Below are 25,584 nucleotides of genomic sequence, written 5' to 3'. Positions count from 1 at the left end.
CCTCAGTTGACTTCCCCTGACGGCAGATCCCCTGTACCATGCTCTGGCCCGGGGATCCCCCGGCGGATTTTGTTCCGCCGGGGGATCCCCGCTGTTTTGTGGGTCTCTTCTGGGGGCAGAAGAGAGCGGCAGGCCGCACCGCACGGGGCGACGGCCACACTATGGGGAAAGGGACGGGGCCTGATGTTCTCCGGACACCGCAGCATCATCGCCTGGACCGGTGAATTCAGAAACCGGAGCCGGGAGAGGATTTTTCTGACCGTCTCAGTGCCCCGGGCGCTGGGCACGGCCAAACTGTGCGTGGCTGCCACCACCCTGACCTCGCTGGGGTTTCTGCCGTTTGACCTGCTGCTGCTGTCCGGCGACCGGCTGCTGTTTTTCGTCGCCGACCGGATCCTGATCGCCCTGATCGGGCTGGCCGCCCTGCTGGCCCTGAGCCGGGCCCGCAGCAGCCGGGCGATTGTGTGGACCACCTATGCCCAGCAATACCTGTTCCTGACCCTGAATGCCCTGATCTTCAATCATCCGGCGCTGGACCGGCATGGCGGCATCCTGTTGCCGCTGATGTCGATCGCCCTGTTCATCTGCCTGCCCGGCAGCTTCCGGGCGGCGGCGTCAGTGGCGGCCTATGGGCCGCTGATCAGCCTGCTGTTCTGGGGGGTGCTGCGCCCCGACCCCGAAAGCCCGTCGGATCTGGCGGTGATCGGCATGATGATCACCGCCGCCTTTGTCGCCGGGTGGGTCACACGCGGTCAGTTCAACCGCCTGCAACGGGAAGAATACCTACAGATCGAGCGGGAACGCCGTACCAACCAGATTTTAAAGGAAGCCAAGGAGGCCGCCGAGGCCGGGGCCCGCGCCAAGGCCGAGTTTCTGGCGGTGATGAGCCACGAGGTCCGCACCCCGATGAACGGTGTGCTGGGGATGATCCGGCTGGTTCTGGATTCCCCGCTGCCCGCCGCCGACCGCCAGCGGCTGGAAACCGCCTGTCAGTCAGCCGAAGGGCTGCTGACCGTGCTGGATGACGCGCTGGACTATTCCCGGCTTGATAACGGGCAGGAACAGACCGCCATCGCCCCCCTGCCCCTGCACCGCACCGTGCAGGCCGTCGCCGAGCTGATGGAACCGCGCGCCCGCGATAAAGGTCTGAGCCTGACCATCGACATCGCCCCCGACACCCCGGAGTGGGTGGAGGGGGATGTGGTGCGGCTGCGGCAGATTCTGTTCAATCTGCTCGGCAATGCTGTCAAGTTTACCCTGACCGGCGGGGTCCGCGTGCGGGTGCAGGTTGCCCCCCCAGCGGCAGACCCAGCGACAGCCCCAGCGACAGACCCAGCGGCAGACAGTGCCCCGGCACGGCTGATCCTGACCGTCGCCGATACCGGCATCGGCATCCCCCCCGACCAGCAGGACCGTATTTTTCAGGCCTTCAGTCAGGCCGACGCCTCAATCAGCCGCCGCTTCGGCGGGGCCGGTCTGGGGCTGGCGATCTGCCGCAGGCTGGCGGAACAGATGGGCGGTACCATTGCCGTCAGCAGCGCCCCCGATGCAGGCAGCCGCTTTACCCTGACCCTACCGGTCCGCCCGGCGGCAACGCCGGACCCTCCGGCCCCGGTGGAGGAGGCCGCCCCCGCGGCCCCGGCCCTGTCCCTGCTGGTGGTCGAGGATGATCCGGTCAATCAGCAGGTGACGGTCGAGGTGCTGCGCCGGGCCGGACACCGGACCGATGTGGTTGCAGGCGGGGCGGAAGCCGTGGCGCTGGCGGCGGAACGCCACTACGACGTGATTCTGATGGATATGCAGATGCCCGGCATCGACGGCCCGGAGGCCACCCGCCGTATCCGTGCCCTGCCCGCCCCGTTCGGGCAGGTGCCGGTGGTGGCCCTGACCGCCAATGCCATGCAGAACGATATCCGCCGCTGTCACGAGGCGGGCATGGTCGCCCACGTCACCAAGCCGTTTGCCCCCGCACATCTGCTGGCGGTCCTGCGGCAGGTCAGTGCCGCCACCCCGGCAGCGGCGGCGGAAACACCGCCGCGCAGCCTTGACATCCTGCTGCGGGCCGGGGATGCGGTGCAGGACTGGACGGATGCCCTGCGGCGTCATGGCCACCGGGTCTTTCCCTGCCGCAACGATCAGGCGGCACTGTCGATGCTGGCAGCCCGGGCCTTTGACGCCCTGTTGCTGGTCCCTGACGCTGACCCCGCCGCCGTTGCCCCGTTCCTGCGCCATGCGGCGGCGGTCAACAACAGCCACGCCCTGCCAGCGGAAATCATTGTCGTCCCCGCTGATCCCGGCAGCGGGCAGGCAGGGACCGCCCCCGGGCTGGACGATCTGCTGATCACCGCCGGGGCGCATCAGGTCCTGCCCGCCGGGACCCTGCCGGATGCCGCCATGCCGTTGCTGCCACTATCACAGAGCAGCCCTGACACGGATGAACCCCTTGATGCCCTGATGGGCCCCGATCAGGTGCGGCGGCTGCGCCACCTGATGCTGGACGGCCTGCGCGACCTGGCCGACCATCTGGCCCCGCCCGGCCACGACCGGGACACCCTGCACCAGATTGCCCACCGCCTGAAGGGCAGCGCCGGAAACATGCGCTTCCGGGCCGCTGCCGCCCGTGCGGATGCCGTGATGCAGGAGCTGTCGGCCCCGCCGGACGACAGCGAAACCGGGACTGCCCTGCGGTTAATCCGCTGCCGTCAGACACTGCAGGAAACCATTGCCACCCTGATCACCGATGTGGAGGCCAGCCTGACCGGGGCCGATGCCACCGCCACCGCCACCGTTCCCCCCCACAGCCGAAAGGCCGCCGGACCGTGACCACCATCCTTGTTGTCGAAGATTCCCCCGAAAGTCTGGAGCTTGTCGCCGGATATCTGGAAAATCAGGGATTTACCTGCCTGCGCGCCCGTTCCGCCGCAGAAATGCGCGATGCCCTGCTGCGGCAGGCCCCGGCGCTGATCGTGCTGGATGTCAACCTGCCCGATGCGGACGGCATCGAACTGGCCCGCTCGCTGCGGCTGGCCGACACCTGCCGCCTGATCTTCCTGACCAGCCGCAGTGCCGACGACGATGTCATCGCCGGACTGGATGCCGGGGGGGACGATTATGTGACCAAGCCGGTCAACCTGCGCGCTCTGCTGGCCCGCATCAACAGCGTGCTGCGCCGGACCGCCACCGCCGACACCGTGGTAACCTTCGATGGGTGGATCCTCGACACCGTCCGGCGGGAACTGTTCCGCCCCAATGGCCAGATGCTGGAACTGACCTCCGGGGAATTCAACATCCTTGCCGCTATGGCCGCCCAGCGCCCTCAGGCGGTCAGCCGGGATTTTCTGCTGGATGTGATCAGCAACCGCGACCCGCGCAGCGTCAGCAGCCACACCGTTGACACCCTGATTGCCCGCCTGCGCCGTAAAATGCGCAGCGACACCGAAGAGGCCCCGATCATCACCGTGCGCGGTGTCGGCTACGCCCTGACACCGGGATGAGCCCCCCCCTCGCGGATCGCAACGGAGCTGATATGAGAAAACACCCGCCGGAATGCCCCGGCGGGTGTTCTGTCTTGTACCGCAATATCGTATGAAACAGTGGTCGAGCGGGATTAACCGGCCCGGATCTGGGCAAGGAAGCTGCTCATCTTTTCCGACAGCATTTCCGCCTGACTGGACAGTTCTCCCGCAGCCGTCAGCACCGAGGCAGAGGCATCGCCGGTCTGCTGGGCAGCCCGGGTAACGCCCTGAATATGCTCAGCCACGCCCTGCGTTCCATCGGCAGCCCGGTGGACATTGTTGGTAATTTCACGCGTTGCCGCGCCCTGCTCTTCCACCGCACTGGCAATCGCGCTGCTGATTTCATCAATCTGGGCAATGATGCCGCTGATCGCCTGAATGGCGGACACCGCTTCGCCGGTGGCAGTCTGGATACCGCCGATCTGCGAAGAAATCTCCTCCGTCGCGCGGCCGGTCTGGGTCGCCAGACTCTTCACCTCATTGGCAACCACGGCAAAGCCCTTACCGGCGTCCCCGGCCCGGGCAGCCTCAATCGTGGCGTTCAGGGCCAGCAGGTTGGTCTGATTGGCAATGTCGGTGATCATCGCCACCACTTCACCGATCTTCTGGGCAGAGGTGGCAAGACCCTGCACCATTTCGTCGGTGCGCTGCGCCTGCTGCACCGCCTGATGGGGAATCTGCGAGGAATGGGTGACCTGACGGGCAATCTCAGAGATTGAGCCCCCCAGTTCTTCCGCCGCTGCCGCCACCGTCTGCACATTGGTGGTGGCTTCTTCCGACGCGTTGGCAACCGCCGAGGCCCGGTCAGCCGCATCGGTGGCGCTGCCGCTCATCATCTGCGCGGTTTCCTTCAGCTGGGTTGCCGAAGCACTGACCGCATCAATGATGTGACCGACACTGTCCTGGAAGTCATTCGCCATCGTCTGCATCAGCTCGCGGCGCTCTTCTTCGGTGCGGATCGCGGCTTTCTGCTGTTCTTCCTCCAGCTCCCGCGCCCGCAGGGCGTTTTCCTTAAACACGGCCATCGCCCCGGCCATCTCACCGATTTCATCGCGCCGCCCCATGGCCGGGATGGCGACCGACAGATTACCGCGTGCCAGTTCCTGCATGGCCGTGGTCATCCGGCCGATCGGGCGCGACAGGCCGTTGCCCAGCACCACCGCCAGCACCACACCCAGCCCCAGCCCGACGAGGGCCGCAGCGATCAGGGTGGTTTCGGTGGCGGTCATGGTCTTGCCCATGGATTCCTGAATGCCATCCTGCTCCGCCACGGATTCCTGAACGATATCGTCAAACAGGGTGTCGAGCTTGTCTGACAGGATCTTCATCGGGCCATCCAGCAGAGTCCGCAGGGTGACCAGCCGGGTGGAGGCTTCGGTGAACGCCTCGCGGAATTCGTTGTAATGGGATTTGGCATCCTCGTAAAACACCCGGGATGAGGAGTCTTTCGGGATGGCATAGCCGATCAGATCCATCGGCGTTTCCATATCCTTCAGCAGGGTATTGGTCCGGTCCGCCAGCTCCCGCTTGAAGCGGCCAAGGTACATGGTGCCGTACAGACGCGACTGCAACGCCTTGTCGGTAGCGGCACGGACGTAAGAAATCGCCTCGTACTGATTGGCGGTCTCCAGTTCCGTCTGCAGGACGCTCAGGTTTTCCACCATGTTCTGTCCGGCAGGATCAAAGGTCAGGGTGGTGGTGGCCTGCAACTGGGTCTGGTGACGGACCACATCGCCGAAATAGCGCATATAGGTCTGCAGATCGGTCTGGATCTCTTCCAGTGCCTTCACCTTCTCCGGCGCGGCGTGCCCCTTCAGGGCATCAACCGCATCGTTGATTTCGATGAAGCGCTTACGGGCATCGGCGGCGTCGGCATCGCGGCCACTGACCACAAAGTCGCGGATGCTCAGACGCATGGCCAGAAAGTCATTTTTCAGCTTCTGCACCGCAGCGGCCTCGGTGGCGGCCGTCTCATAGGTCATTACCGCCGTGCGGGTGGTGCGGGACGATGACACCGCGATGGCAGCCAGCATTGCCACCAGCAGCAGCAGTGTCACGAAGCCGAGGAAGATCTTGTACTTAATCCGGAGAGAGCCGAGAAAGCCCCCCCCAACACCTGATCCGACCCCGTTATTCCCTGCGTTGGTACGAACCGCTTTCAACATGCCTTTCAAGGCCATCCCTCCTTGCCGGTCTGAGAAAAAGGCGTACCCCCTCGCGTCTTCTCACCAGACGTATCTCGCACGACATATAATCGGCGCTTGGTTTAGAATTCCCCAATAGAGCAAGCTCACGCAATATAATTCTCATTTTGCAGTGCAAGATGAGAGCATAATTCATACTTCTGCGCCCCGCGCCTGCCCTTGCGCCCTTAAACTAGAAAGAATCCAATTTAAATTCTTACGTCTTTCGAATGATGTGGCCGATGATATGCCATCAGAGCCATTCATAAATTCTAATTATGGTAGATCCCGCCCCGACTCCACACCGCGCCAGTCAGCCCCCCCCCCTGTCCGGCCCATCCCAGCCGGGCCCATCCCAGCCGGGTAATGAAAATCCCCCGGAGCCGCCGCTCCGGGGGAGAAAAAAGAGGTCCGGTTGCAAAACCGGGGGAAACAGCAGCCATATCCCCCGGCTCAGGCCGTGTGTGCAGGCGTAACCTCCGGCACCGGATGACCGAGATGATAGCCCTGCCCGAAATCAACACCGATCTCACGGATGATCTCGGCGCTGGCTTCATCCTCGACAAATTCAGCCACCGTCTTCAGGCCAAATTCCCGCGCCATGGCGTGGATATGTTCAACCATGATCCGGTCGCGCGGGTCGGTTGCCAGATGCCGGACGAAAGACCCCTCAATCTTCACATAATCGACCGTCAGATACTTCAGATACAGGAAGGATGAGAAGCCCGAGCCGAAATCATCCAGCGCGAAGGCGATCCCTTCCGACCGCAGCCCTTCCATCAACTGGATCACCGTATCAAACTGCGGCAGCGCCTCGCGCTCGGTAATTTCCAGCACGATCTGGGCCGGACTGAGCCCTTGCGCCCGGATCAGGGCGGGCAGACCCAGCATCCAGCGGGTATCGCCGATGGTGCGGGCGGACAGATTGAAGAACAGACGGGTTTCTGGCGGGAACATCGCCGCTTTTTCCAAAGCTTTCAGGAACACCGCCTTATCGATTTCCTGTGCCAGCCCAAGTTCTTCCGCCGTCTCGATAAACTGCCCGGCAGACAGAATAACATCGCCTTCGCGGATGCGGGCCAGCACTTCATAGCCAAACGGCTGGCGCCCCTTCATGCAGCAGATCGGCTGGAAGTAGGGCAGAACGCGGTCTTCATCCAGCGCCCGCTGCACCTTGCGGCCCTGCCGGAACGCATCCTGCACCAGATCCTCTTCGGTGGCGTCCAGCGTGGCGACACGGTTTTTACCCAGCCGCTTGGCCTTGTACATTGCCACATCCATGGCAATGGTCAGACGCTCCACGTCCTGCCCGTTTTCGGGGAAGGAGACCACCCCCATGCTGGCATGCAGGCGGGTATTGCCGACCGGCAGGTGGATCGTGCTGCGGGTCAGGTCTTCCCGCAGGCTTTCGGCCAGCACCCGCGCCGCCTCAGCCGGGGTGTCGGACAGCAGCACCGCAAACTCATCACCGCCCAGCCGGGCGATCAGGTCGGTCCGGCGCAGACGGCGGTTCAGCACGGCCGCCAGTTCCTTCAGCGCCAGATCCCCGACCGGGTGACCGTAACTGTCGTTGATGGTCTTAAAGTTATCGACATCCAGCAGCAGCAGGGAAAAATGGCGGTTGTGCCGGCGGCTGCGCTCGACCTCAAGATTCAGGAACTCATCGAACTTGCGGCGGTTATACAGACCGGTCAGCGGGTCCCGCTCGGAATAAGTCTGAAGCCGGTCCTGATAATCCTGCAACGTCGACAGCAGTCGGTTGAAATGTTCCGACAGCTTGCGCACTTCCCGCAGGTGACTGCCCTGCGCATCGACCCGGCGGGACAGGTCGGTGTTGCGGATGATCTCGTCAATGATCTTAACGAACTCGGCAATCGGGAAAGCAACGAAGTACCGCAGCTTGAAATACAGGGCGATACACATCGCCCCGATCACGACCATGAAATAAACGATCACCGACTGGATGACAAACCCCAGCGAGACCTTGAGATTGGTGACGGGAAAGGTGATATCCACCGCCCCGTTGATATCCCCCACCTGTGCATCATGGCACTGCTGACATTCCGCCTTGACCCGCAGCGGATAGAGATAGCGCAGGGAATCCCGCTCGGTCTGCATCTGCTCCTCGCCGGAAGACAGCGCCGCCCGCAGCATCGGATCCTGCATCCGGGCCGTTGCCTCGCCGGGGATCTCACCGTACTGACGGATCACCGGCGCGCCCCGGAACACCCGGATGGTGGCATCGGGGCGGGTCTCGTTCAGGCGCTGGATGATTTCGGCGATCTCAGCCTTATCCCAGCCTTTCCGCATGGCGGAGTAGAGAGACTGGAAGATCAGCTCCGAGGTCTGGCGGGCATCCTCGCGGGCCAGATCCTCGACCGCCTTGCGTTCGATGATGCCTGACAGCAGCAGCACCGTTGAAATGGCCAGCGCCATTGCCAGACCGGAGACGACCAGCATGAACTGGCCGATCGTCAGCACCCGGAAAGAGTGCATTATCCGTAAAACCATCCCTACCTTCCCCTTGCCCCGAATCCCCCGGGGACCCCCCAAGCATCACGGCGCCAGACGCCGCAACGACAGTGCCTGTCTCGGCCTGAAGACCGGACACCGGATTTTGAACCCCGTGTCGGGAACCCGGTGTCAGCGGCAACCCGGTGTCAGTGGTCCCCCAAGGCCAGACAAATTTTATAAGACCATAGCAACAAAAGGGGTAAAGTGGTATCCCAGAAATCCACCGCCATGCGTGGCAGGTCAGACGGGCGGATCAGCCCTTTCAGCAACCGCCCATAAAGCTCGTACGCGGGGCATCACCGCTACAGCGCGGCACCAGATACCGCGAAACCTGCGACAGCACCGCCTGCGCCGGTTCGGCCCCCGCCCCACCGGGGAAGGACAGGCTGTCACCCGCAACCCGCACCTGCCGCAGATTGCGGTCACCACGGCAGAAGGCGGCCAACAGATCGGCACTGCCTTTTTCCGGTGCTTTTGCCACGGCCCCCGGCACCCCGGCGGTCAACGCGCAGGCATCATCGCCGTCAAAGGCAACCGGGGCGGAAAACACCAGAACCACACGGTAATCGGCCAGTTCTTTCCGCGCTCCGGCGGGCAGGGCCGTGGTGTAGGTCACCGGGCTGTACTCAGCGGGCGGCGGAAAGGCGGCAGCGATGTCAGCGGCAGAGGCCGACGGCGGCGGGGCATAAACCTCCATCAGCATCGGCCCGCCGATACTGGCGACATAGCGATAGGCCGACGGCGCTTCCTGCGTCGGCGACACCGGAATGACATGGGTGTAACGGGTTGCCCCACAGGCCGACAGCGACAGGGCCGCCGCCAGCGTCAGACACAGTCCGGAAATACGCATTGCCTCTGTACCTTCAGTTTCAGACCACCCCGGCAGTTTAAGGGTCCGGGGCAGAAGATGCGGCATGCTTCCGCTTTTGCCCGGGTGCAAGGGGGTGTAGCATGACGGTATATCATGCCGGGTCCGCAGCGTCCAATCCGGGTCCCGCCATCCCTTCCCCCCCCCTCCCACGTCACCAGACCGCCGGAAGACCGATCGTGCCGCACTCCCCGCTTCCGCCGGGCCCGCCGCCCGGCCCCGCCGACACCGCCGCCGATGATCCGCTGGCGCTTAATCCCCGCGCCCTTGACTGGTGTGTCCGCGCCTTCCGGGCTATTGAAGGCTATCTCGGGCTACAGGTTGCCCTGCACGACCCGGAACAGGACGATGGCACCGGCGTTCTCGGCCGTGGTCACATTTTTCTGTTCAACCATTTCGCCCGCTTCGAAACCATCATCCCCCCTTACCTGATCCACAGCCGGACCGGGGCGTTCTGCCGTACCATTGCCGACACGGCCCTGTTCGGGCCGCCGGGGTCTTCGTTCGGGGCGTTTCTGCGCGGGGTCGGGGCGGTGCCGAACAGCCTGCCCGGCCTGCTGCCGTTTCTGGCCGCCGAGATCCTGCGCGGGCGCAAAGTGGTGATTTTTCCCGAAGGCGGCATGGTCAAAGACCGCCGGGTGGTCGATGACGGCGGCGACTTCAGGGTTTATTCCCGCACCGCGAAGGAACGGCGGAAACACCATCGCGGGGCCGCCGTTCTGGCGCTGATGCTTGATGTGTTCAAGGAACGCCTGCGCGAACTGGCCGCCGACGGTGATACCCAGCGGCTGGAGCGCTGGCGGACGGCGCTTGGCTTTTCCTCAGCCGACGCCCTGCTGGCGGAAGCCCGCACCCCGACGCTGGTGGTGCCCGGCAATATCACCTTCTATCCCCTGCGGATCGACGATCACCCCCTGCCCCGGCTGGTCGAGCGCTTTACCGACACGTTGCCGCAGCAGTTTTCGGAAGAGCTGCTGGTGGAAAGCAATATCCTGTTCCGAGATACCGATATGGATATCCGCCTTGGCGCACCGTTGCCGGTCGCAGCGGACTGGAACTGGTGGGAACGGCTGCTGCTGCGCCGCGCCTTTGAGGACACCGCCAGCCTGCACGATCTGTTTGACTTTAACCGCAAGGCCTCGGCGTGGTTTGACCGGCTGCTGGCCCGGCGGCTGGATGATGCCAGTGACGCGGTGCGCGACGCCTGCACCTATGGCATTTACCGGCAGGTGACGGTCAACATCGGTCATCTGGCCGCACAGGCGATTCTCGACCGCATTGAAGACGGGGAAACCGGAGTCAGCCGTACCGATCTGGGGCGACAGGTCTATCTGGCCCTGAAGGGGTTGCAGACCGCCTCCGCCGTGCACCTGCACCGCACACTGGCAGAGCCGGACCGGTACCGCGGTCTGCTGCGCGGCACCAACGAAGACTTTAACCGCGTGCTGTCCACCGCCGTCGGGGCCGGACTGCTGGACGACGACGGCACCCATCTGACCTTCCGCCCCAAACTGCGCGATGATCATGACTTTGACCGGGTCCGGCTGGAAAATCCGCTGCTGGTCGCCGCCAACGAAATCACCCCGATCCCGGAAGTGCTGGTCCACGTCGCGGCGGCCCGGCAGGACCTGACCACCCTGCCGCCCCGGCGGCTGGCCGACCTGCGGTTTGATGACGAGACGCGGGCATGGCAGCGGGCGAAGCAGGCTTTTTCCGGCCCCGGCCACGCAGCGGTCAACAGCCGGGAAACCGCCACCCGCAGCGGGGCACCGTTTCTGCTGATGCCGGAAGCGCCGAACGGCTGCGGCGTGGTACTGGTGCATGGGTTCCTTGCCTCCCCCGCTGAACTGCAGGGACTGGCAGAGCGGCTGAAGGCACAGGGATACACGGTGATCGGGGTCCGCCTGCCCGGCCACGGCACCAGCCCGTGGGATCTGCGGGAACGCGGCTGGCCGGAATGGCTGGATGCCGTCCGGCGGGCCGACGACATTCTGGCCGCCCACTGCCCGCAACGGGCGGTGGTGGGGTTTGGCACCGGCGGGGCGCTTGGCCTTGCCTATGCCGCCGAGGCACCGCCGGGCCTGACCGGCGTGGTCGCCGCCAGCGTCCCCGTCACCTACCGCAACAAAGCGCTGATTTTTGCCCCGCTGATGCATGGCCTGAGCCGTCTGGCGGAATGGGTCCCGGCGTGGGAAGGCACCGCGCCGTTCCGTGAAAACGACAGCGAACACCCCGAGATCAATTACCGCCATGTCCCTCTGCGCGGGCTGCATGAAGTCAGCGACCTGATGTCAGAGCTGCGCCGCCGCCTGCCCCTGGTGCGCTGCCCGGCGCTGATTTTACAGGGGGACCGCGACCCGGTGGTTGACCCCGCCGGGGCCGTGACCCTGATGCGCCGCCTGGCCAGCCACCGCCGCCGCCTGGAAATGATTCCGTCCACCCGCCACGGTATCCTTAACGAGAACATCGGCAACTGCCACGATCATGTTGTACAGTATCTGTCGTCTTTATTCCTACAAACGTCGTAGATTTAGCCGCCTCCGGGGTTCTTTTCCATCACCGGCATCGGGATAATGAAAATTTTATTCTGTTCGTCCTCTTAATTTCATTGGCTGACGGCGGTGAAGTGGTAAGGTGTGCGCAATTGGTATAGGCCATTAACCGGTCCGGATTACTGGGTCCCCCCTGCGAAATGCTGCTCCACGTCCCGACACTGGCGATTGTTGCCGGCTGTATCAGCCTTGGCTTTGCCCTGTGCCTGCCGCTGTCGTGGCGGCTGGCCCGTGCGGTGCCCGGCCTGCGCTGCCTGACCCTCGGCATGGCCATTGCCGGGCTGTCGCTGTTCCTGCTGCCGGTTTATGACCTGCCGCTGCCCCGCATCACCCTGTTTGTCGCCAGCGTGCTGCTGGTCCTGTCCAGCGTGCTGTCGTGGTACGGCCTGCGGGTGATGCTGCTGCCCGGACGGCCGCCGGTACTGCCGCTGGTGACCCTGATGATCGGGCACCCGGCGCTGGTACTGTACTTTTCTGTCCTGTCACCGTTTGTGCAAATGCGTCTGGTGGTGAACAGCCTGACGCTGGCGGGCATGGCGGTTGCCATTGTCATCGTGCTGATCCGGGCCCGTCAGACGTCACCGGCGGTGCTGTGGGTGATGGCGGGGACGCAGGGGATCCATGCCGGTTTTCTGCTGACCCGGATGGTGCTGATGATGCAGGAAAACACCCTGCAGCCTTATCCGGTGCCCTACAGCCTGATCGACCGGCTGCTGTTTCTGGAAGTGGTGCTGCTGCTGTTCATCACCGCCCTGTGTACGGTGATGATCGTTGCCGAGCGCCTCCAGCGGGAACTGACCCATCAGGCCCGCACCGACCCCCTGACCAATACCCTGAACCGGCGCGGCTTTCAGGAACTGGCCGAGCGCGAACTGCTGAAGGCGGCCCGCTCCGCCCGGCCACTGGGCGTTCTGGTGGCTGATATCGACCATTTCAAGCGCCTGAATGACACCTACGGCCATGCGGCGGGCGATATGGTGCTGCAGTATTTCTGCGCCCTGCTGAACCGCGCGCTGCGCCAGACCGATATTCTGGCCCGTCTGGGCGGCGAGGAATTTGTGATCGTCCTGCCGGAAACCCCGCCGTCGGAAGTGATGGATGTCGCCGAGCGCCTGCGGCGGACCGTGCAGGATACGCCGATGACATTCCGGGATTTTCTGATCCCGATCACCGTCAGCATCGGGGTGGCTTATTATCCGCAGTCGTCCGATACGCTGGAAGGGTTGCAGGCCTGTGCCGACAGCGCCCTGTACCGGGCGAAGAAAAGCGGGCGCAACTGCGTGTCTGACCAGCCGCTGGCCAGCGAGCCGCATTCGGTGCCGATCCCCCGCGACGATCAGGTTGCCGTCACCCCCTGACCTTACACAGACCTGCTCACAGGCCTGCTCACAGACCGACCGGCAGGACCGATGAAAAAAGCCCGGCAGAGGGAAGGCTGCCGGGCTTTAAGGGGGTCTCTGTCGAAGAGGAGGGTACGGAACAAACGCATGACAGCGGCGGGTGACGAGGAGAGAGGGGAAGACCGCACCCGCCGCCTTACAGCGTCATTCAACAGGGCCGATCATTGCACCGCCAGCCTGAACCGGACCTGAACGTCTGACCCTTTTTCAAAATCCTCAGGCGGCGTTGGCCGTCGCCCAGCGCCCGGCCAGACCGGCCACCCGCTGCCCCAGGACTGCGGCGGTGCGGCGGTCGGCATCCGGCGGCACCACATCAGACCCCTGATCGGCGTTGGCCTGCGCCATCACCCCCAGAAAACTGCCGAGCCGGTTCAGGTCGTCTTCGCTGCCCTTGCTGCTGTTGTTGCCGGGCAGGAGATCCAGACCGACCCAGATCATACCGTGCTGGGCAGCAAACACCGCCATCTGCATCAGCGTGCCCAGCTTGTCACCGCTGCGGGACGCAGAAACGGTGAACCCCGCCGCAAGCTTGCCGGACCATTTGCGGGCAATCCACTGGCCGGATGTGGCATCCATGAAGGTTTTAAACGGGCCGGAGACACTGCCCATATAGGTCGGGGACCCGAAGATGATCGCATCGGCGGCATTCAGGGCCTCGATGTTCTGCTCATAGGCATCCACCGGCACCAGCAGGGCCGTGGCGGCACCATCGGCCTCAACGCCCGAGGCGACGGCCTCGGCCAGCACTTTGGTGTGGCCGTAGCCGCTGTGATAGACAATGGCAACGGTGGGAAGGGTCGTGGTCATGGTCGTGATCTCCGTCTGGAAGGCAGGGCTGCCAACTCTCTGTTGACGACACTGTGCCCGTGACAGACCATGAAGAAAATGGCATCGGTTTCATAAATACCATGAGCAAACTTCATTACCTTGATCTCGACGGGCGATCCCTGCGGCTGCTGCTGTCCCTGCTGGAGACCGGATCGGCCACTGCCACCGCCCGCAGGCTGGGCCTGACACAGTCGGCGGTCAGCCATGCGCTGGACCGGCTGCGGACCGTGCTGGGCGACCCGCTGTTTGTCAGGGCCGGACGCGGCATGGAGCCGACCGAACACGCGCTGTCGCTTGCGCCGGTGGCACGGCAGGCCCTGACGGCGCTGGAAGGGATGGCGCAGGAACCGGCCTTCGATCCGGCAAGCTCCACCCGCCGCTTCGTGATTGCCGCCAATGATTATCAGCGCGATATCGTTCTGCCCCCGGTGTTCCACCGTCTGCAGCGCGAAGCCCCGGGCATCCGCCTGCGCATCAGAACCCCCGGCAACAGCGGCGGCGACATGCTGCGGAACCGTGACTGTGATCTGCTGATCAGCCCGTTCGCCCCCGATTATCCGGATCTGGTGCGCACCGGCCTGTATGATGACACCATGGCCTGCTTCTACGATTCCACCCGCCGCGACGCCCCGGCATCGCTGGAGGATTATCTGGCAGCCCGACACATCACCATCGTGTACAGCGACACTGAAGAGACGGCGATTGACGAAAGCCTTGCCGAACGGGGCCTGCGGCGGCAGGTGGTGTTGCAGTTGCCCAACTTTTCCGCTCTGCCGGTGTTTCTGCGCGGCACAGATCTGGTGGTGACCACCATGGCCCTGTCGCGCCACTTCGGGCTGGCCGGGTTCGGCGTCTGCCCGCTGCCGCTGCCTGCCCGCGTGCTGCCATTGCAGATGGTCTGGCATGTGCGGGACAGCGCATCCCCGGCCCATCGCTGGCTGCGCGACCTGATCCGGGGCACCGTGCGCGATGCCTGCCCGACGGCGACATAACCAAAAACGGCCCCGGTGGAGCCCGGAGCCGTTTTCGTGGGGATCCCTTTAAAGAGAGGGGATTATCTTAAAGGGGACAAGGACAGACAAGGTAAATACAGACAGGGTATCAAGACAGGGAAAACAGAACAGGGAAAACAGGACAGGGAAAACAGGACAGGGAACATAAGACAGACAGGATAACGGATCAAAATGGGAGGGACTTTGATCATACAGGGCTTGTTTAAGGCAGGGTCTTTGTTACGACACGACAAGGAGAGAGAGCGTGTAAGACAGACACTACCCCTGCCCGCCTGAACGCTGTCTGAATGGAATACGGCAAATTCCGGGCAACACCCCTTACTCCGCTGCCGGGCCATCCAGCCGTCGCCCCCAGTCTTCCACCGCACCGGAGGCCAGACGCCTTGCCGCCAGCAGGCGCCAGCCTTCCGCCAGAGGGGTCAGGGCTGCCATACGCTGCAACTCGCCCCGGTGCAAAGGGTCGGCATACAGGGTGCGCCACAGGCGGGCCAGCGTCCACGCAGGGGCGACGCGGTCAATCAGGGTCAGGGTGTCATCCGGCCCGACCACTCCGGGCTGCAGCACCCGGTAATACCAGCCGGTCCGGCCGCTGGCCTGTACCCGCCGCGCCATATCCGGCCGCCCGAACCGCAGATTAAGCCGGAAGCAGGGCTGCCGCCCCTGCGACACCTGTACCACCGCCGTCCCCAGCCGGAACACATCGCCGACCGCCACCACCGCTTCATCCAGCCCCAGCGTTGACAGGTTTTCACCGAAGGCCCCCGCCGCCGTCAGCAGCGGATGCGCCCCCAGATCGGCCCGCCAGCCGTCATAATGATCCAGCGGATAATGATGCACGGCTTTTTCCGGCCCCCCATGATGCCGGGTATCCCCCTGAGCGTCGCCGCTGAACCCGGTTGCCCCCAGCGGCAGCGGGGCAGAAACAGGCCGCTTGGCAATCCCGCTGGGCACCGTGCGGCTGCCCCCCGCCCCCGGCAGCGCCCCCGTCAGCGGGGCAACCGCCCCCGTCAGCAGCGCCTGAAGATTGACTGAAGACATTGCGCTCTCCCTTCCTCTCCGCTCAACGCTGCAAACCGGCCAGCCAGTCGGTCAGCATCGCCTGACCGGCCTGCCGCAGGGCCGCCCCGCGCCATTCAGCCTGATCCCGCAGGGTCCGCGGGTCAATCCCCGCGCCTTCCAGCTCCGCCGCGTGACCGATCAGCCACTGCTCAAAGCGGGCGGCGTCCGCTTCCGGGTGAAACTGTAAGCCCAGCACATTCGGGCCAAGGGCAAAGCCCTGATTGGCACACAGGGGGGTCCCCGCCAGCCGCACCGCCCCGTCGGGGATGTCAAACATATCGCCATGCCAGTGCAGCACCGGGATACCATCCAGTTGCCCCAGCGGACCATAACGCCCGGCATCGGTCAGGGTCAGGGCCGAAAAGCCGATCTCCTTCCGCCCCGTGGCCTGCACCCGCGCCCCAAGGGCCGCAGCCATCAGCTGGGCCCCCAGACACAGGCCCAGCGTCGGGCGGCCTGCGGCCAGACGGGTGCGCAGCAGCTCCGTTTCTTCCGTCAGGACCGGATAGCGGGCAGCGTCGTAGACCCCGACCGGACCGCCCAGCACGATCAGCAGATCGGTCTTCAGCGGATCAAGGGTCCACAGGTCATCAACACCGGCATCATAGTAATGCACTTTGTACCCGGCGGCGGTCAGCACCGGGGCGAACGTCCCCAGATCCTCGAACGCAACATGACGGATGGCGACAGCGGTTTTCAGCATTGGGGGGTCTCCTGTCGGGGGCCGGGGAGGGAGCTGGGGGAGGGAGCTGGGCAGATCCCCCTGCTACCGTCTCCCCGGCCTGTGATAAAGTGCCGGTTCTGAGATTTCTGATAGGCCGGTTGTGATGCAGACCTTTCCGTTCGATCTGTCGCAGGCACCGGGGCAGCGGCGCCCGGTGTTCCTGCGGCTGTGCGATGCGATTATTGCCGCCATCACCGATGGCCGCCTGAAGCCGGGCGACCGGCTGCCCGGCAGCCGGGCTCTGGCGGCGGAACTCGGGCTGCACCGCAACACCGTCGATGCCGCATTCCGCGAGGCCATCGCTCAGGGCTGGCTGACGCCGTCCCCGTCGCGCGGGACCTTTGTCACCGCCACCCTGCCCGATCATGCCCCGGCGGCCCCCGCCCGCCCGCCGGTGCGGCCCAAGCCGCCCGGCACCCCGGCAGTGCTGCTGCATCTGTCAGACGGTGTGCCAGACCCGCGCCTGATGCCTGCCGCCGATTTCGCCCGCGCCTTCCGCCGTGCCCTCAGCGGCAGCAGCGGCTATGGTGACGGCTATGGCGATCCGCGCGGGCTGCCTCAGCTGCGGGGGGCCCTGTCCCGGCTTCTGGCGACTGAACGCGGCCTGTCCCCCGGGGCCTTCGATCTGCTGGTCACCCGGGGCAGCCAGATGGCGCTGTATCTGGCTGCGGTGGCCGCCATGCCGCCCGGTATCACCGGGAATGGTGCCATTGCGGTGGAAGACCCCGGCTATCCGCAGGCCGCAGCCGCCTTCCGGGCTGCCGGAGCCCGGGTGCTGCCGGTCCCGGTGGATTCCGGCGGGATTGATCTGACGGCGCTGGAAGCGCTGGCGGCATCCGGTGCCGGGCTGCGGGCGGTCTACGTCACCCCGCATCATCAGTACCCGACCACGGTGACACTGGGGGCGGAACGGCGGCTGCGGCTGCTGGATCTGGCCGCCCGTCACGGCCTGATCCTCATCGAGGATGACTATGATCACGATTACCGCTTCGATGGCACCCCGGTGCTGCCGCTGGCCGCCCGGTGCCGCCCCGGCGGAGACGGGCTGCCCGGTGGCGGAGCCGTGATCTACGTCGGGTCCCTGTCGAAAGTGCTGGCCCCGACCCTGCGGCTGGGCTATGCAGCGGCCCCCCCGGCCCTGCTGCGGGTGATGGCGGAGCGGCGGGATGCCATCGACCGTCAGGGCGATACCCCGCTGGAAGCCGCCGTCGCCCGGCTGATTGAGGACGGGGATCTGGCCCGCCACACCCGCAAGGCGCGGCGGATCTATCAGGCCCGGCGCGATCACATGACGGCAGCACTGACCGCAGCCCTCGGCCATGCCCTGCAGATCCATTCCCCGGCAGGCGGGCTGGCCCTGTGGGCGACCATCACCGACGGCAGCGACGCCGACCGCTGGGCCACCGCCGCCGCGCGGCTGGGGCTGGCGGTGCGGCCGGGATCTTCGTTTGCAGTGATACCGGGCACCCCTTCCCCGCAGGCCTTCCGCATCGGCTTTGCCGCCCTGACCGAAGCCGAGGCCGGTCAGGCAGTGGCACTGCTGGCACAGGCACACCGCATGCTTGCGTGAGAGCATCAGCCACAGTAGGGTGCCTTTGCCATTTCCACTGACCCTTTCAGGGCGTTATGCGTTTTCAGTCCCGCCTTCACAGCTACATCCGCATGCTTCCCGGGGTTCGCCGTCTCCGGCTTCTGCACAGCCTGTACCGGGGCAGCACACCGGAAGAGCGGGAGACAGCCCGCCTGCAGCTTCAGGCACCGGACAATCTGTTTCAGCCCTCCGGCTTCACCAAAGTCGTGCGCCATCCGGCGTTATTGCGCTTTCTTCAGGCAGAACTGGCCGGACAGCCCCGGCCGCTGCGGCTGCTGTCGTTCGGCTGCTCAACCGGGGAAGAGCTGGCATCCCTCAGCATCAGCTTTCCTGATAGCCTGCTGACCGGCATTGATATCAGCCCACAGCGCCTGACCAGTGCCGGACACACCCTGTCGCGTTTGCAGCACGACGGGCGGCTGACCCTGCTGTGCGGATCATCCGCCGCTGTACTGCCAGAAGACGGAAAGCTGTTTGACGCGGTGTTCGCCCTGTCAGTGTTCCGGCACCATGACCTGTGGTCACGCCCCCGGCGCTGTGACCGGCTGATCCGGTTTGCCGATTACGAACGGACGGTGACCGGGCTGGCGCAGGTGGTGCGGCCCGGCGGGTTTTACTGTCAGATTTTCAGTAACTTCGCCTTCCATGATACCGCCGTCGCCGCCGGGTTCACCCCCCGGGCAACCATCAGACAGTACCCCGGCATGCCGCTGTACGGGCCGGACAACCTCCTGCGGTCCGATCCGGCGCAGGAGGGTGTCATTTACCAGAAGCACCCGGCCACAGCCGACAGCCCGCCGGTGCGGCTGATCCCATAACCACAGGGGATCAGCGCGACATATCCAGCGGCGGCTGTACGTCCGGCCCGACCGGGCAGACATAGGGGGTGCGGGCGGTATGGGCAGCCAGTGCCGCTTTCGCCGCCACGATCAGCGCCGGATCACGGATTGCGGCCAACCCGGTGGCCGCCATTGCCTTGGCGGCATGCACCATCGCTTTATGGGCTGCCGGGGCCTTGCCCTGCGCCACCACCTGCCAGGTGTGGAACGGCGTACCGATCGCCACCGTCGGGGCATGGACCTGCACCGTCGGCACCACCCAGCTGACATCGCCGACATCGGTGGATCCGATCAGCGGCTTGCGCGGCGTATCCAGCGGCACCAGAAAATCAGCCAGCGGGACATCGCGCTGCGGCATGCCGATCGCCTGATAGACCGAGGCGATATCCTTTTCTGACAGCGTCGCCCGAATACCTTCGGCGTAGGCGCGGTCCCCGGCATCAAACGGCGGCGGCCCCAGATCGGTCATCACCGCGTGCAGGGCTTCTTCCAGCGGGCGGTTGCCCAGCGTGTTCGACACCGCGCTGATGATCTGCATCCGCACACTGGTTTCCGTCATCAGGGCCGCACCCTGTGCGATTTTATGCACCCGCTCCACCAGATCCAGCATGCCCTGCAGATCCATCGCCCGGATGGAATAGCGGACATGGGCCCGGGCCTGCACCACGTTGGGGGCAATCCCCCCGGCATCGAGGAGGGCATAATGGACACGGGCGTCAGAGGGCATATGCTCCCGCATATAATTGACGCCGACGCTCATCAGCTCCACCGCATCCAGCGCACTGCGGCCCAGATGCGGCGAGGCGGCGGCATGGGCGGTGCGCCCGGTGAAGAAGAAATCGGCGCGGGTATTGGCCAGCGACAGCGCCGGGGCCACTTCCCAGAAGCTGTAAGGGTGCCACGAGATGGCAATATCGACATCGGCAAATGCCCCGTCGCGGACCATGAAGGTCTTGGCCGCCCCGCCTTCCTCAGCCGGACAACCGTAATAGCGCACCCGCCCGGGCAGACCGTGTTCCGCCAGATACGCCTTCAGCGCGACGGCAGCCAGCATCGCCCCAGACCCCAGCAGATTATGGCCGCAGCCATGACCGTTGCCGCCGGGTTCCACCGGGTGGTGCTGACACAGCCCGGCCTGCTGGCTAAGGCCCGGCAGGGCATCATATTCCCCCAGAAAGGCAATCACCGGCCCGCCCTGCCCGGCCTCGGCAATCAGGGCCGTCTCAATACCGGCAACGCCCTGCGTTACCCGAAACCCGTGATGCAGAAGCTCTGCCTTATGGGCCGCGGCGGACCGGACCTCGGTGTAACAGACCTCGGGCGTTTCCCACACCTGATCACTCAGGGCGGTCAGCCGGTCTTTCCGGGCGTCAACCGCCTGCCACAATGCCTGATAATCCTGCGCGGTCATGATGATGTCCTTTTGTTTGTTCGGCCCCTCAGGCGCCGGGCGCGGGCGTCCGCCCGCTTGGCTTACGCGCGAATGGTCGCGCGGGCCCTCAATGGGCCAGTCGGTCTGCTGCGCAGCCCTCCGTTTGTTCGGTCCCTCAGGCGCCGGGCGCGGGCGTCCGCCCGCTTGGCTTACGTCCGCACGCGCGGACGGGCCCTCAATGGGCCAGTCTCTGCGCTCCGGTTTTCTTTTTAGTCCCTCAGGCGCCGGGCGCGGGCCTCCGCCCGCTTGGCTTACGTCCGCACGCGCGGACGGGCGCATCCGCGCCCTTCCCTTGCCTCTGGCGGATCTGTCAGAGCTGCCCGGCATCGGAAACCAGTTCCGATGCCGGGGGAATGCGACCGTCTTCAAACCAGAAGGCCGCCGCTGCCCGTGACATCGCCTCGCCATCGTGGCCGACGCCCGGCACTTCGGTCAGGGTCCAGTGAAACGGCATCCCCAGCGCCGCCGCCTGTGTGCGGGCAAACATAAACATGAACTTAGCCCGCGCATACCGGCACGGCCCCTGCGCCAGAGCTTCCGGCTGGGCGGGCAGATTGGGATCGTTTTCCTCGATGTCCTGATCACCGGCAAAAATCTGCATCGGGTATGCAAACCATTCCGCCAGCCGGTGATCGTCAAAGCCGGTCCCGCCCAGCCCCTCGGGGAAGGCCCGCCCGAGGTCCGGCAGGGTGTACCAGCCGGGATTGGCGGCAATCACCGCCGCGAACGGGGCATGGTCCTGCGTTGCCAGCAGGCGGTGGGCGAACTGCCCCCCGGCGGAATGACCGTACAGCATCGCCTGAGTGCGGGTGGTCGCCCCCCCGGCGCGCAGAGCCTCCAGCACCCGGGCCGGAACCGCATAGGCCCAGTGCTGCGGCGGGGTCATGCTGCCGTCAGACGCCACCACCAGACCGTTGTTGTAGCCATCCACGCCCGGAAAGGCCGCGTCGGAAAACGTCGGCGCGGCAATCAGCAGGCCGTGTTTTTCCGCCGCCGGAATCCAGAAATCACGGTATTCATCACCGTTGCGCATCATGCCGTGCTGCACGATCACCACCGGGTTTTCCGGGCGGTGAGAGGCCGGGCGGTAACAATGCACCATCAGCGGACGGTCCGGGTGATGGGCATCAACGAACGGCAGGGCGCTGCGCCCGGTCGCCGGGGAAAGGGAAAGGGTGGTCATGCTGACTCCGGGTGATGCAGGTGGCAGGCGGCACTCTGGCCGGGGGCCACCTCTTTCAGGACGGGGCGGCGCTCACGGCAGACCGGCATGGCCTGCGCGCAGCGCGGATGGAACGGACAGCCCGATGGCGGGGACAGCGGCGAAGGCAGATCGCCCTGCAGCGGCTCGAACACCCGGCGGCGGCGGCTTAACGACGGGCTGGCTTTCAGCAGTGCCGCGCTGTACGGATGGGCGGGGGCAGAGAACACCGCAGCCGCCGGGCCGATTTCCACAATCCGGCCAAGGTACATGATGGCGATGCGGTCGCTGATGTGGCGGACCACCCCCAGATCATGGCTGACAAACAGATAGGTCAGGCCATAGCGGCTGCGCAGATCCATAAACAGGTTGATGACCTGCGCCTGTACCGACACATCCAGTGCCGAGACCGGCTCATCGCAGACCAGAAACTCCGGGCGGACCGCAAGGGCCCGGGCAATGCCGATGCGCTGGCGCTGCCCGCCGGAAAACTGGTGCGGATAACGGTTGCGGTAGGCGGCATCCAGCCCGACGTCTTCCAGCGCCTGACTGACCCGGTCGGCGATTTCCGCCTTCGGGGCCAGCCGGTGGACTTCCAGCGCCTCGCTGATGATGCGGTGGACCCGCATGCGCGGATTGAGCGAGGCATACGGATCCTGAAAGATCATCTGGACCTTCAGCAGAAAATCCAGCTTCTCCCGGTCTTTCAGCGCAAACACGCTGCGGCCGTTGTACAGCACCTCTCCGGCGCTGGGGGTGTGGATGCCGGTGGCCATCCGCGACAGGGTGGATTTGCCGCAGCCGGATTCCCCGACCAGCCCCAGCACCTCGCCGCGCCGGACCGCCAGATCAACCCCGTCCACCGCCCGCAGCGCCGCCGGGGGCTTCGCGCGCCCGACAAGCCCCAGCAGCCGTTCCGCCGCTTTCGGGCGGGGCTGGAAGTACTTGCGGACGCCGATCATCTCAAACAGGGTATCGCTCACGGCAGGTCCTCCCCCGAAGTGACAGACGCAGAAGTGACGGGGTTATGACAGCGGAAGATCTGCTCCCCCGCCTGCTGCCGGGCCGGATAGACCTCAGCGCAGACCGCAACCACCCGGTCACAGCGGGTACGGAACGGGCAGCCCGACGGGCGGGCATCAATGCGCGGGGCGTTGCCGTCGATCTGATGCAGCCGTTCCCCCGGCTGTACCGTGCCGGTCGAAGACTTGAGCAGACCAAGGGTGTAGGGATGGCGTGGCCGGTCCAGCACATCATCCGCCGGGCCGCTTTCGACGATCTGCCCGGCGTACATCACCGCCACCCGGTCGGCCAGCTCGGCCACGATCGCCAGATCGTGGGTGATCCACAGGATGGCGGTCCCGGTTTCCCGCGCCAGTTTCTGCACTTCGTACAGGATCTGGCTCTGGATCGTCACGTCCAGTGCGGTTGTCGGCTCGTCGGCGATGATCAGATCCGGGCTGTTCAGCAGGGCAATGGCAATTGCCACCCGCTGCCGCATCCCGCCGGAAAACTCATGCGGGTACTGGCGCAGCCGCACCTCCGGCGACGGAATGCCGACCCGGGCCAGAGCCCGCACCGACTCTTCGGTGATCTGCGCCTTGCTACAGCTGCGGTGCGCGGTGATGGCTTCGGCCATCTGCTCCCCGATGGTCAGCACCGGGTTAAGCGTCGACAGCGGATCCTGAAACACCATGGCGATACGGTTGCCCCGCAGGGCACGCAGATCTTCCTGCGAGGCCCGGCGCAGGTCGGCACCGTCAAACAGGATTTCGCCCTCGACGATTTCGCCCGGCGGGTCAATCAGCCGGACGATGGAGAACCCGGTCACCGACTTCCCGGACCCCGACTCCCCGACCAGACACAGCACCTCGCCGCGCCCGATGGTCAGGTCAACGCCATCCACCGCCGCCCAGGCCCCTTCCGGGGCGTGAAAAACCGTCCGCAGGCCGCGGACATCCAGCAGGCCGGTCATGTTGAGGCCCTCACGTTGAAGCTGCGGCGCAGACGGTCACCGACAAAGTTAAGCGAGACAATCAGCAGCACCAGCGCAATACCGGGGAACACGGCAATCCAGTATTCGCCCGACAGCAGATATTCAAAGCCGTTGGCAATCAGCAGGCCCAGCGACGGCTGGGTCACCGGCACCCCGACGCCAAGGAACGACAGCGTCGCTTCCAGCGTGATCGCACTGGCAACACTGATGGTCGAGACCACCAGCACCGCCCCGACCGAATTGGGCAGCAGATGCGCCAGCATGATGTGGCGGGTCGGCAGGCCGAAGTTGACCGCCGCCTCGATGTATTCCTTCCGCCGTTCCACCAGTGCCGAGGCCCGCATCAGCCGGGCATACTGCGCCCACTGCACGACGATGATCGCCAGAATCACCTTGTCGATGCCGCGCCCGACCGATGCCAGCAGCACCAGCGCCACCAGAATGGACGGAAACCCCAGCATGAAATCGACAATGCGCATGATCAGGGCATCAACCGCACCGCCGATCTGGGCGGCAAACAGCCCGGCGGTGATGCCGATCAGCATCGCCCCGCCGGTGGACAGCAGGCCGACCAGCAGGCTGGTCCGCAGGCCGTACAGAATGGCGCTGACCATGTCACGGCCCTGCGCGTCAGTGCCAAGCCAGTAGGTGGCCCCCCCCATTGCCGCCGCCCCCGGCGGCAGCCGGTTGTCCATCATGTTCAGCGAGGCAAGGTCATAGGGGTTCTGCGGGGCGATGAACGGGGCCAGCAGCGCCAGCAGCACCAGCACCCCCAGCAGAACGGCGGCACCGCGCATGGTCGGGCGGTTGCGGATCGCCTTCAGCACCCGCCGCCGCAGCGGCGTATCGGCAGAAGCCGGAATAGACGGAACCGGAAGACCGGGCTTGCTCATGTCATCCCTCCCGAGAGTTTAACCCGCGGGTCGAGGGCCGCGTACAGCACATCGACAATCAGGTTGACGCCGACGAACAGCAGGGTCGTCAGCATGACGTAGGCGACCACCACCGGACGGTCGAGCTGATAGATACTGTCAATCAGCAGCTTGCCCATGCCCGGCCACGAGAACACCGTCTCGGTGATGGTCGAGAAGGCGACCAGACTGCCGAACTCGATGCCCACCACCGTCACCACCGGAATCAGGATGTTGCGCAGAATGTGGCGGTTGACGATCCGGCGGCGCGGAATGCCCTTGGCGCGGGCAAACTTAACGTAATCCTGCGTCGTCGCCTCTGACGCACCGGCGGCAATCAGCCGCACCATCAGCACGGTGTTGGGAATGGCGAGGTTAAGGGTCGGCAGGATCAGATGTTCCAGCCCATCCCACGTGAACAGACTGGTCTGAAGGCCAAGAAAGGCCACCGTCTCGCCCCGCCCGGCGGTCGGCAGCCAGCCGAGCCAGACACTGAACAGCAGCACCAGCATCATCCCTTTCCAGAAACTGGGCAGGGAGAAACCGATCACCGTACCGGCCATGATAAAGCGTGCCGGGCGGCTGTCGGGGTTAAGCCCGGCATACAGGCCCAGCGGCACACTGACCACGGCGGCGGTGATCATCGACAGCAGCACCAGCTCCAGCGTGGCGGGAAGCCGCCCGAGGATCAGCGAGACCACCGGCACCCCATGCACGAACGAGGTGCCGAGATTGCCGCTGAGGGCGTTGCCGAGAAACGTGAAGTACTGGTGCCAGACCGGCTGGTCGAGGCCAAGCCGTTTGATCAGGGCCAGACGCTCCGCCGCGCTGGCCTGCGGCGGCACCAGAAGTTCAATCGGATCGCCGATGCCATAGACGGCAAAGAAGACCACAACCGAAACCGCCAGCAGCACCGCAATGCTCTGGATCAGTCTCTGTAAAAAATAGGCGGTCATTG

Annotated in this window: 19 protein-coding genes; 7 read left to right on the top strand and 12 right to left on the bottom strand. The window is 65.2% G+C overall.

The genetic code is table 11. The features are described 5' to 3' along the window. Positions 1-183: 183 nt before the first annotated feature. Positions 184-2,823: an ATP-binding protein gene (locus G365_RS23070; protein ID WP_051089900.1), complete on the top strand. Its 2,640-nt coding sequence runs from the start codon at positions 184-186 to the stop codon at positions 2,821-2,823. Beyond that, positions 2,820-3,494 (top strand): response regulator transcription factor, encoded by a 675-nt coding sequence (locus G365_RS0113925; RefSeq protein ID WP_019646141.1) that lies wholly within the window; start codon positions 2,820-2,822, stop codon positions 3,492-3,494. The genes G365_RS23070 and G365_RS0113925 overlap by 4 nt, the downstream gene beginning before the upstream one ends. Before the next feature lie 113 nt (positions 3,495-3,607). Here G365_RS0113925 and G365_RS0113920 read toward each other — a convergent pair whose 3' ends face one another. From G365_RS0113920 to G365_RS0113910, 3 genes are all read right to left on the bottom strand, one after another. Continuing rightward, the gene (locus tag G365_RS0113920; protein ID WP_245554761.1) at positions 3,608-5,680 is read right to left on the bottom strand and encodes a methyl-accepting chemotaxis protein; all 2,073 of its coding nucleotides are present in this window, start codon (positions 5,678-5,680) and stop codon (positions 3,608-3,610) included. Positions 5,681-6,151: 471 nt separating this feature from the next. After that, positions 6,152-8,194: a putative bifunctional diguanylate cyclase/phosphodiesterase gene (locus G365_RS0113915; RefSeq protein ID WP_019646139.1), complete on the bottom strand. Its 2,043-nt coding sequence runs from the start codon at positions 8,192-8,194 to the stop codon at positions 6,152-6,154. Positions 8,195-8,474: 280 nt separating this feature from the next. Next, on the bottom strand, positions 8,475-9,062 hold the full coding sequence (locus G365_RS0113910; RefSeq protein ID WP_155976283.1) for a hypothetical protein: 588 nt from the start codon (positions 9,060-9,062) through the stop codon (positions 8,475-8,477). 197 nt (positions 9,063-9,259) lie between these two features. On the opposite strand from G365_RS0113910, the gene G365_RS21630 reads away from it, so the two are divergent. Next, positions 9,260-11,608 carry an alpha/beta fold hydrolase gene (locus G365_RS21630; RefSeq protein ID WP_019646137.1) on the top strand — a complete coding sequence of 783 codons (2,349 nt, stop codon included), beginning with the start codon at positions 9,260-9,262 and terminating at the stop codon, positions 11,606-11,608. Between the two features lie 164 nt (positions 11,609-11,772). Continuing rightward, positions 11,773-12,990, top strand: coding sequence for a GGDEF domain-containing protein (locus G365_RS23065; RefSeq protein ID WP_019646136.1), 1,218 nt, complete (start codon positions 11,773-11,775; stop codon positions 12,988-12,990). A gap of 258 nt (positions 12,991-13,248) precedes the next feature. Here G365_RS23065 and G365_RS0113895 read toward each other — a convergent pair whose 3' ends face one another. Next, positions 13,249-13,839: a flavodoxin family protein gene (locus G365_RS0113895; protein ID WP_019646135.1), complete on the bottom strand. Its 591-nt coding sequence runs from the start codon at positions 13,837-13,839 to the stop codon at positions 13,249-13,251. 101 nt (positions 13,840-13,940) lie between these two features. Between G365_RS0113895 and G365_RS0113890 the strand changes: the two genes are divergently transcribed. Beyond that, positions 13,941-14,852, top strand: coding sequence for a LysR family transcriptional regulator (locus G365_RS0113890; protein ID WP_026345367.1), 912 nt, complete (start codon positions 13,941-13,943; stop codon positions 14,850-14,852). A gap of 339 nt (positions 14,853-15,191) precedes the next feature. Here G365_RS0113890 and G365_RS0113885 read toward each other — a convergent pair whose 3' ends face one another. Together G365_RS0113885 and G365_RS0113880 are read right to left on the bottom strand one after the other, a co-directional pair. Further along, positions 15,192-15,911, bottom strand: a complete 720-nt coding sequence (locus tag G365_RS0113885; protein ID WP_019646133.1) for an MOSC domain-containing protein — start codon at positions 15,909-15,911, stop codon at positions 15,192-15,194. 22 nt (positions 15,912-15,933) lie between these two features. Then, entirely contained in the window at positions 15,934-16,635 is a 702-nt protein-coding gene (locus G365_RS0113880; protein ID WP_019646132.1) for a glutamine amidotransferase, read from the bottom strand. A gap of 124 nt (positions 16,636-16,759) precedes the next feature. Between G365_RS0113880 and pdxR the strand changes: the two genes are divergently transcribed. Together pdxR and G365_RS0113870 are read left to right on the top strand one after the other, a co-directional pair. Further along, complete coding sequence (pdxR, locus tag G365_RS0113875) at positions 16,760-18,226, top strand: MocR-like pyridoxine biosynthesis transcription factor PdxR (RefSeq protein WP_019646131.1); 1,467 nt, start codon at positions 16,760-16,762, stop codon at positions 18,224-18,226. A 56-nt stretch (positions 18,227-18,282) separates the two neighbouring features. Beyond that, a complete protein-coding gene (locus G365_RS0113870) occupies positions 18,283-19,065 on the top strand; it encodes a methyltransferase (protein WP_019646130.1) in 783 nt (260 codons plus the stop codon). 10 nt (positions 19,066-19,075) lie between these two features. Here the strand turns inward: G365_RS0113870 and G365_RS0113865 are convergent, their stop codons facing one another. From G365_RS0113865 to G365_RS0113840, 6 genes are all read right to left on the bottom strand, one after another. Further along, positions 19,076-20,497: a M20 family metallopeptidase gene (locus G365_RS0113865; protein WP_019646129.1), complete on the bottom strand. Its 1,422-nt coding sequence runs from the start codon at positions 20,495-20,497 to the stop codon at positions 19,076-19,078. A 331-nt stretch (positions 20,498-20,828) separates the two neighbouring features. Continuing rightward, on the bottom strand, positions 20,829-21,701 hold the full coding sequence (locus tag G365_RS0113860; RefSeq protein ID WP_019646128.1) for an alpha/beta hydrolase: 873 nt from the start codon (positions 21,699-21,701) through the stop codon (positions 20,829-20,831). Then, entirely contained in the window at positions 21,698-22,702 is a 1,005-nt protein-coding gene (locus G365_RS0113855) for an ABC transporter ATP-binding protein (protein ID WP_019646127.1), read from the bottom strand. The genes G365_RS0113860 and G365_RS0113855 overlap by 4 nt, the downstream gene beginning before the upstream one ends. Further along, entirely contained in the window at positions 22,699-23,694 is a 996-nt protein-coding gene (locus G365_RS0113850; RefSeq protein ID WP_019646126.1) for an ABC transporter ATP-binding protein, read from the bottom strand. The genes G365_RS0113855 and G365_RS0113850 overlap by 4 nt, the downstream gene beginning before the upstream one ends. Then, entirely contained in the window at positions 23,691-24,608 is a 918-nt protein-coding gene (locus G365_RS0113845) for an ABC transporter permease (RefSeq protein WP_019646125.1), read from the bottom strand. The genes G365_RS0113850 and G365_RS0113845 overlap by 4 nt, the downstream gene beginning before the upstream one ends. Then, positions 24,605-25,582, bottom strand: coding sequence for an ABC transporter permease (locus G365_RS0113840; protein WP_019646124.1), 978 nt, complete (start codon positions 25,580-25,582; stop codon positions 24,605-24,607). The genes G365_RS0113845 and G365_RS0113840 overlap by 4 nt, the downstream gene beginning before the upstream one ends. Between the last annotated feature and the right edge of the window lie 2 nt (positions 25,583-25,584).

The sequence above is a fragment of the Novispirillum itersonii subsp. itersonii ATCC 12639 genome, assembly GCF_000381985.1.
GTDB lineage: Bacteria > Pseudomonadota > Alphaproteobacteria > Rhodospirillales > Rhodospirillaceae > Novispirillum > Novispirillum itersonii.
This window is presented reverse-complemented; position numbering and strand designations above follow the sequence as displayed.

Coding starts and splice junctions, on each gene's coding strand:
- pdxR (WP_019646131.1), top strand. CDS start 16,760: ATGCAGACCTTTCCGTTCGATCTGTCGCAGGCACCGGGGCAGCGGCGC.
- G365_RS0113860 (WP_019646128.1), bottom strand. CDS start 21,701: ATGACCACCCTTTCCCTTTCCCCGGCGACCGGGCGCAGCGCCCTGCCG.
- G365_RS23065 (WP_019646136.1), top strand. CDS start 11,773: ATGCTGCTCCACGTCCCGACACTGGCGATTGTTGCCGGCTGTATCAGC.
- G365_RS0113870 (WP_019646130.1), top strand. CDS start 18,283: ATGCGTTTTCAGTCCCGCCTTCACAGCTACATCCGCATGCTTCCCGGG.
- G365_RS0113880 (WP_019646132.1), bottom strand. CDS start 16,635: ATGCTGAAAACCGCTGTCGCCATCCGTCATGTTGCGTTCGAGGATCTG.
- G365_RS0113920 (WP_245554761.1), bottom strand. CDS start 5,680: ATGTTGAAAGCGGTTCGTACCAACGCAGGGAATAACGGGGTCGGATCA.
- G365_RS0113845 (WP_019646125.1), bottom strand. CDS start 24,608: ATGAGCAAGCCCGGTCTTCCGGTTCCGTCTATTCCGGCTTCTGCCGAT.
- G365_RS0113850 (WP_019646126.1), bottom strand. CDS start 23,694: ATGACCGGCCTGCTGGATGTCCGCGGCCTGCGGACGGTTTTTCACGCC.
- G365_RS23070 (WP_051089900.1), top strand. CDS start 184: ATGTTCTCCGGACACCGCAGCATCATCGCCTGGACCGGTGAATTCAGA.
- G365_RS0113910 (WP_155976283.1), bottom strand. CDS start 9,062: ATGCGTATTTCCGGACTGTGTCTGACGCTGGCGGCGGCCCTGTCGCTG.
- G365_RS0113840 (WP_019646124.1), bottom strand. CDS start 25,582: ATGACCGCCTATTTTTTACAGAGACTGATCCAGAGCATTGCGGTGCTG.
- G365_RS0113890 (WP_026345367.1), top strand. CDS start 13,941: ATGAGCAAACTTCATTACCTTGATCTCGACGGGCGATCCCTGCGGCTG.
- G365_RS0113895 (WP_019646135.1), bottom strand. CDS start 13,839: ATGACCACGACCCTTCCCACCGTTGCCATTGTCTATCACAGCGGCTAC.
- G365_RS0113865 (WP_019646129.1), bottom strand. CDS start 20,497: ATGACCGCGCAGGATTATCAGGCATTGTGGCAGGCGGTTGACGCCCGG.
- G365_RS0113885 (WP_019646133.1), bottom strand. CDS start 15,911: ATGTCTTCAGTCAATCTTCAGGCGCTGCTGACGGGGGCGGTTGCCCCG.
- G365_RS0113915 (WP_019646139.1), bottom strand. CDS start 8,194: ATGCACTCTTTCCGGGTGCTGACGATCGGCCAGTTCATGCTGGTCGTC.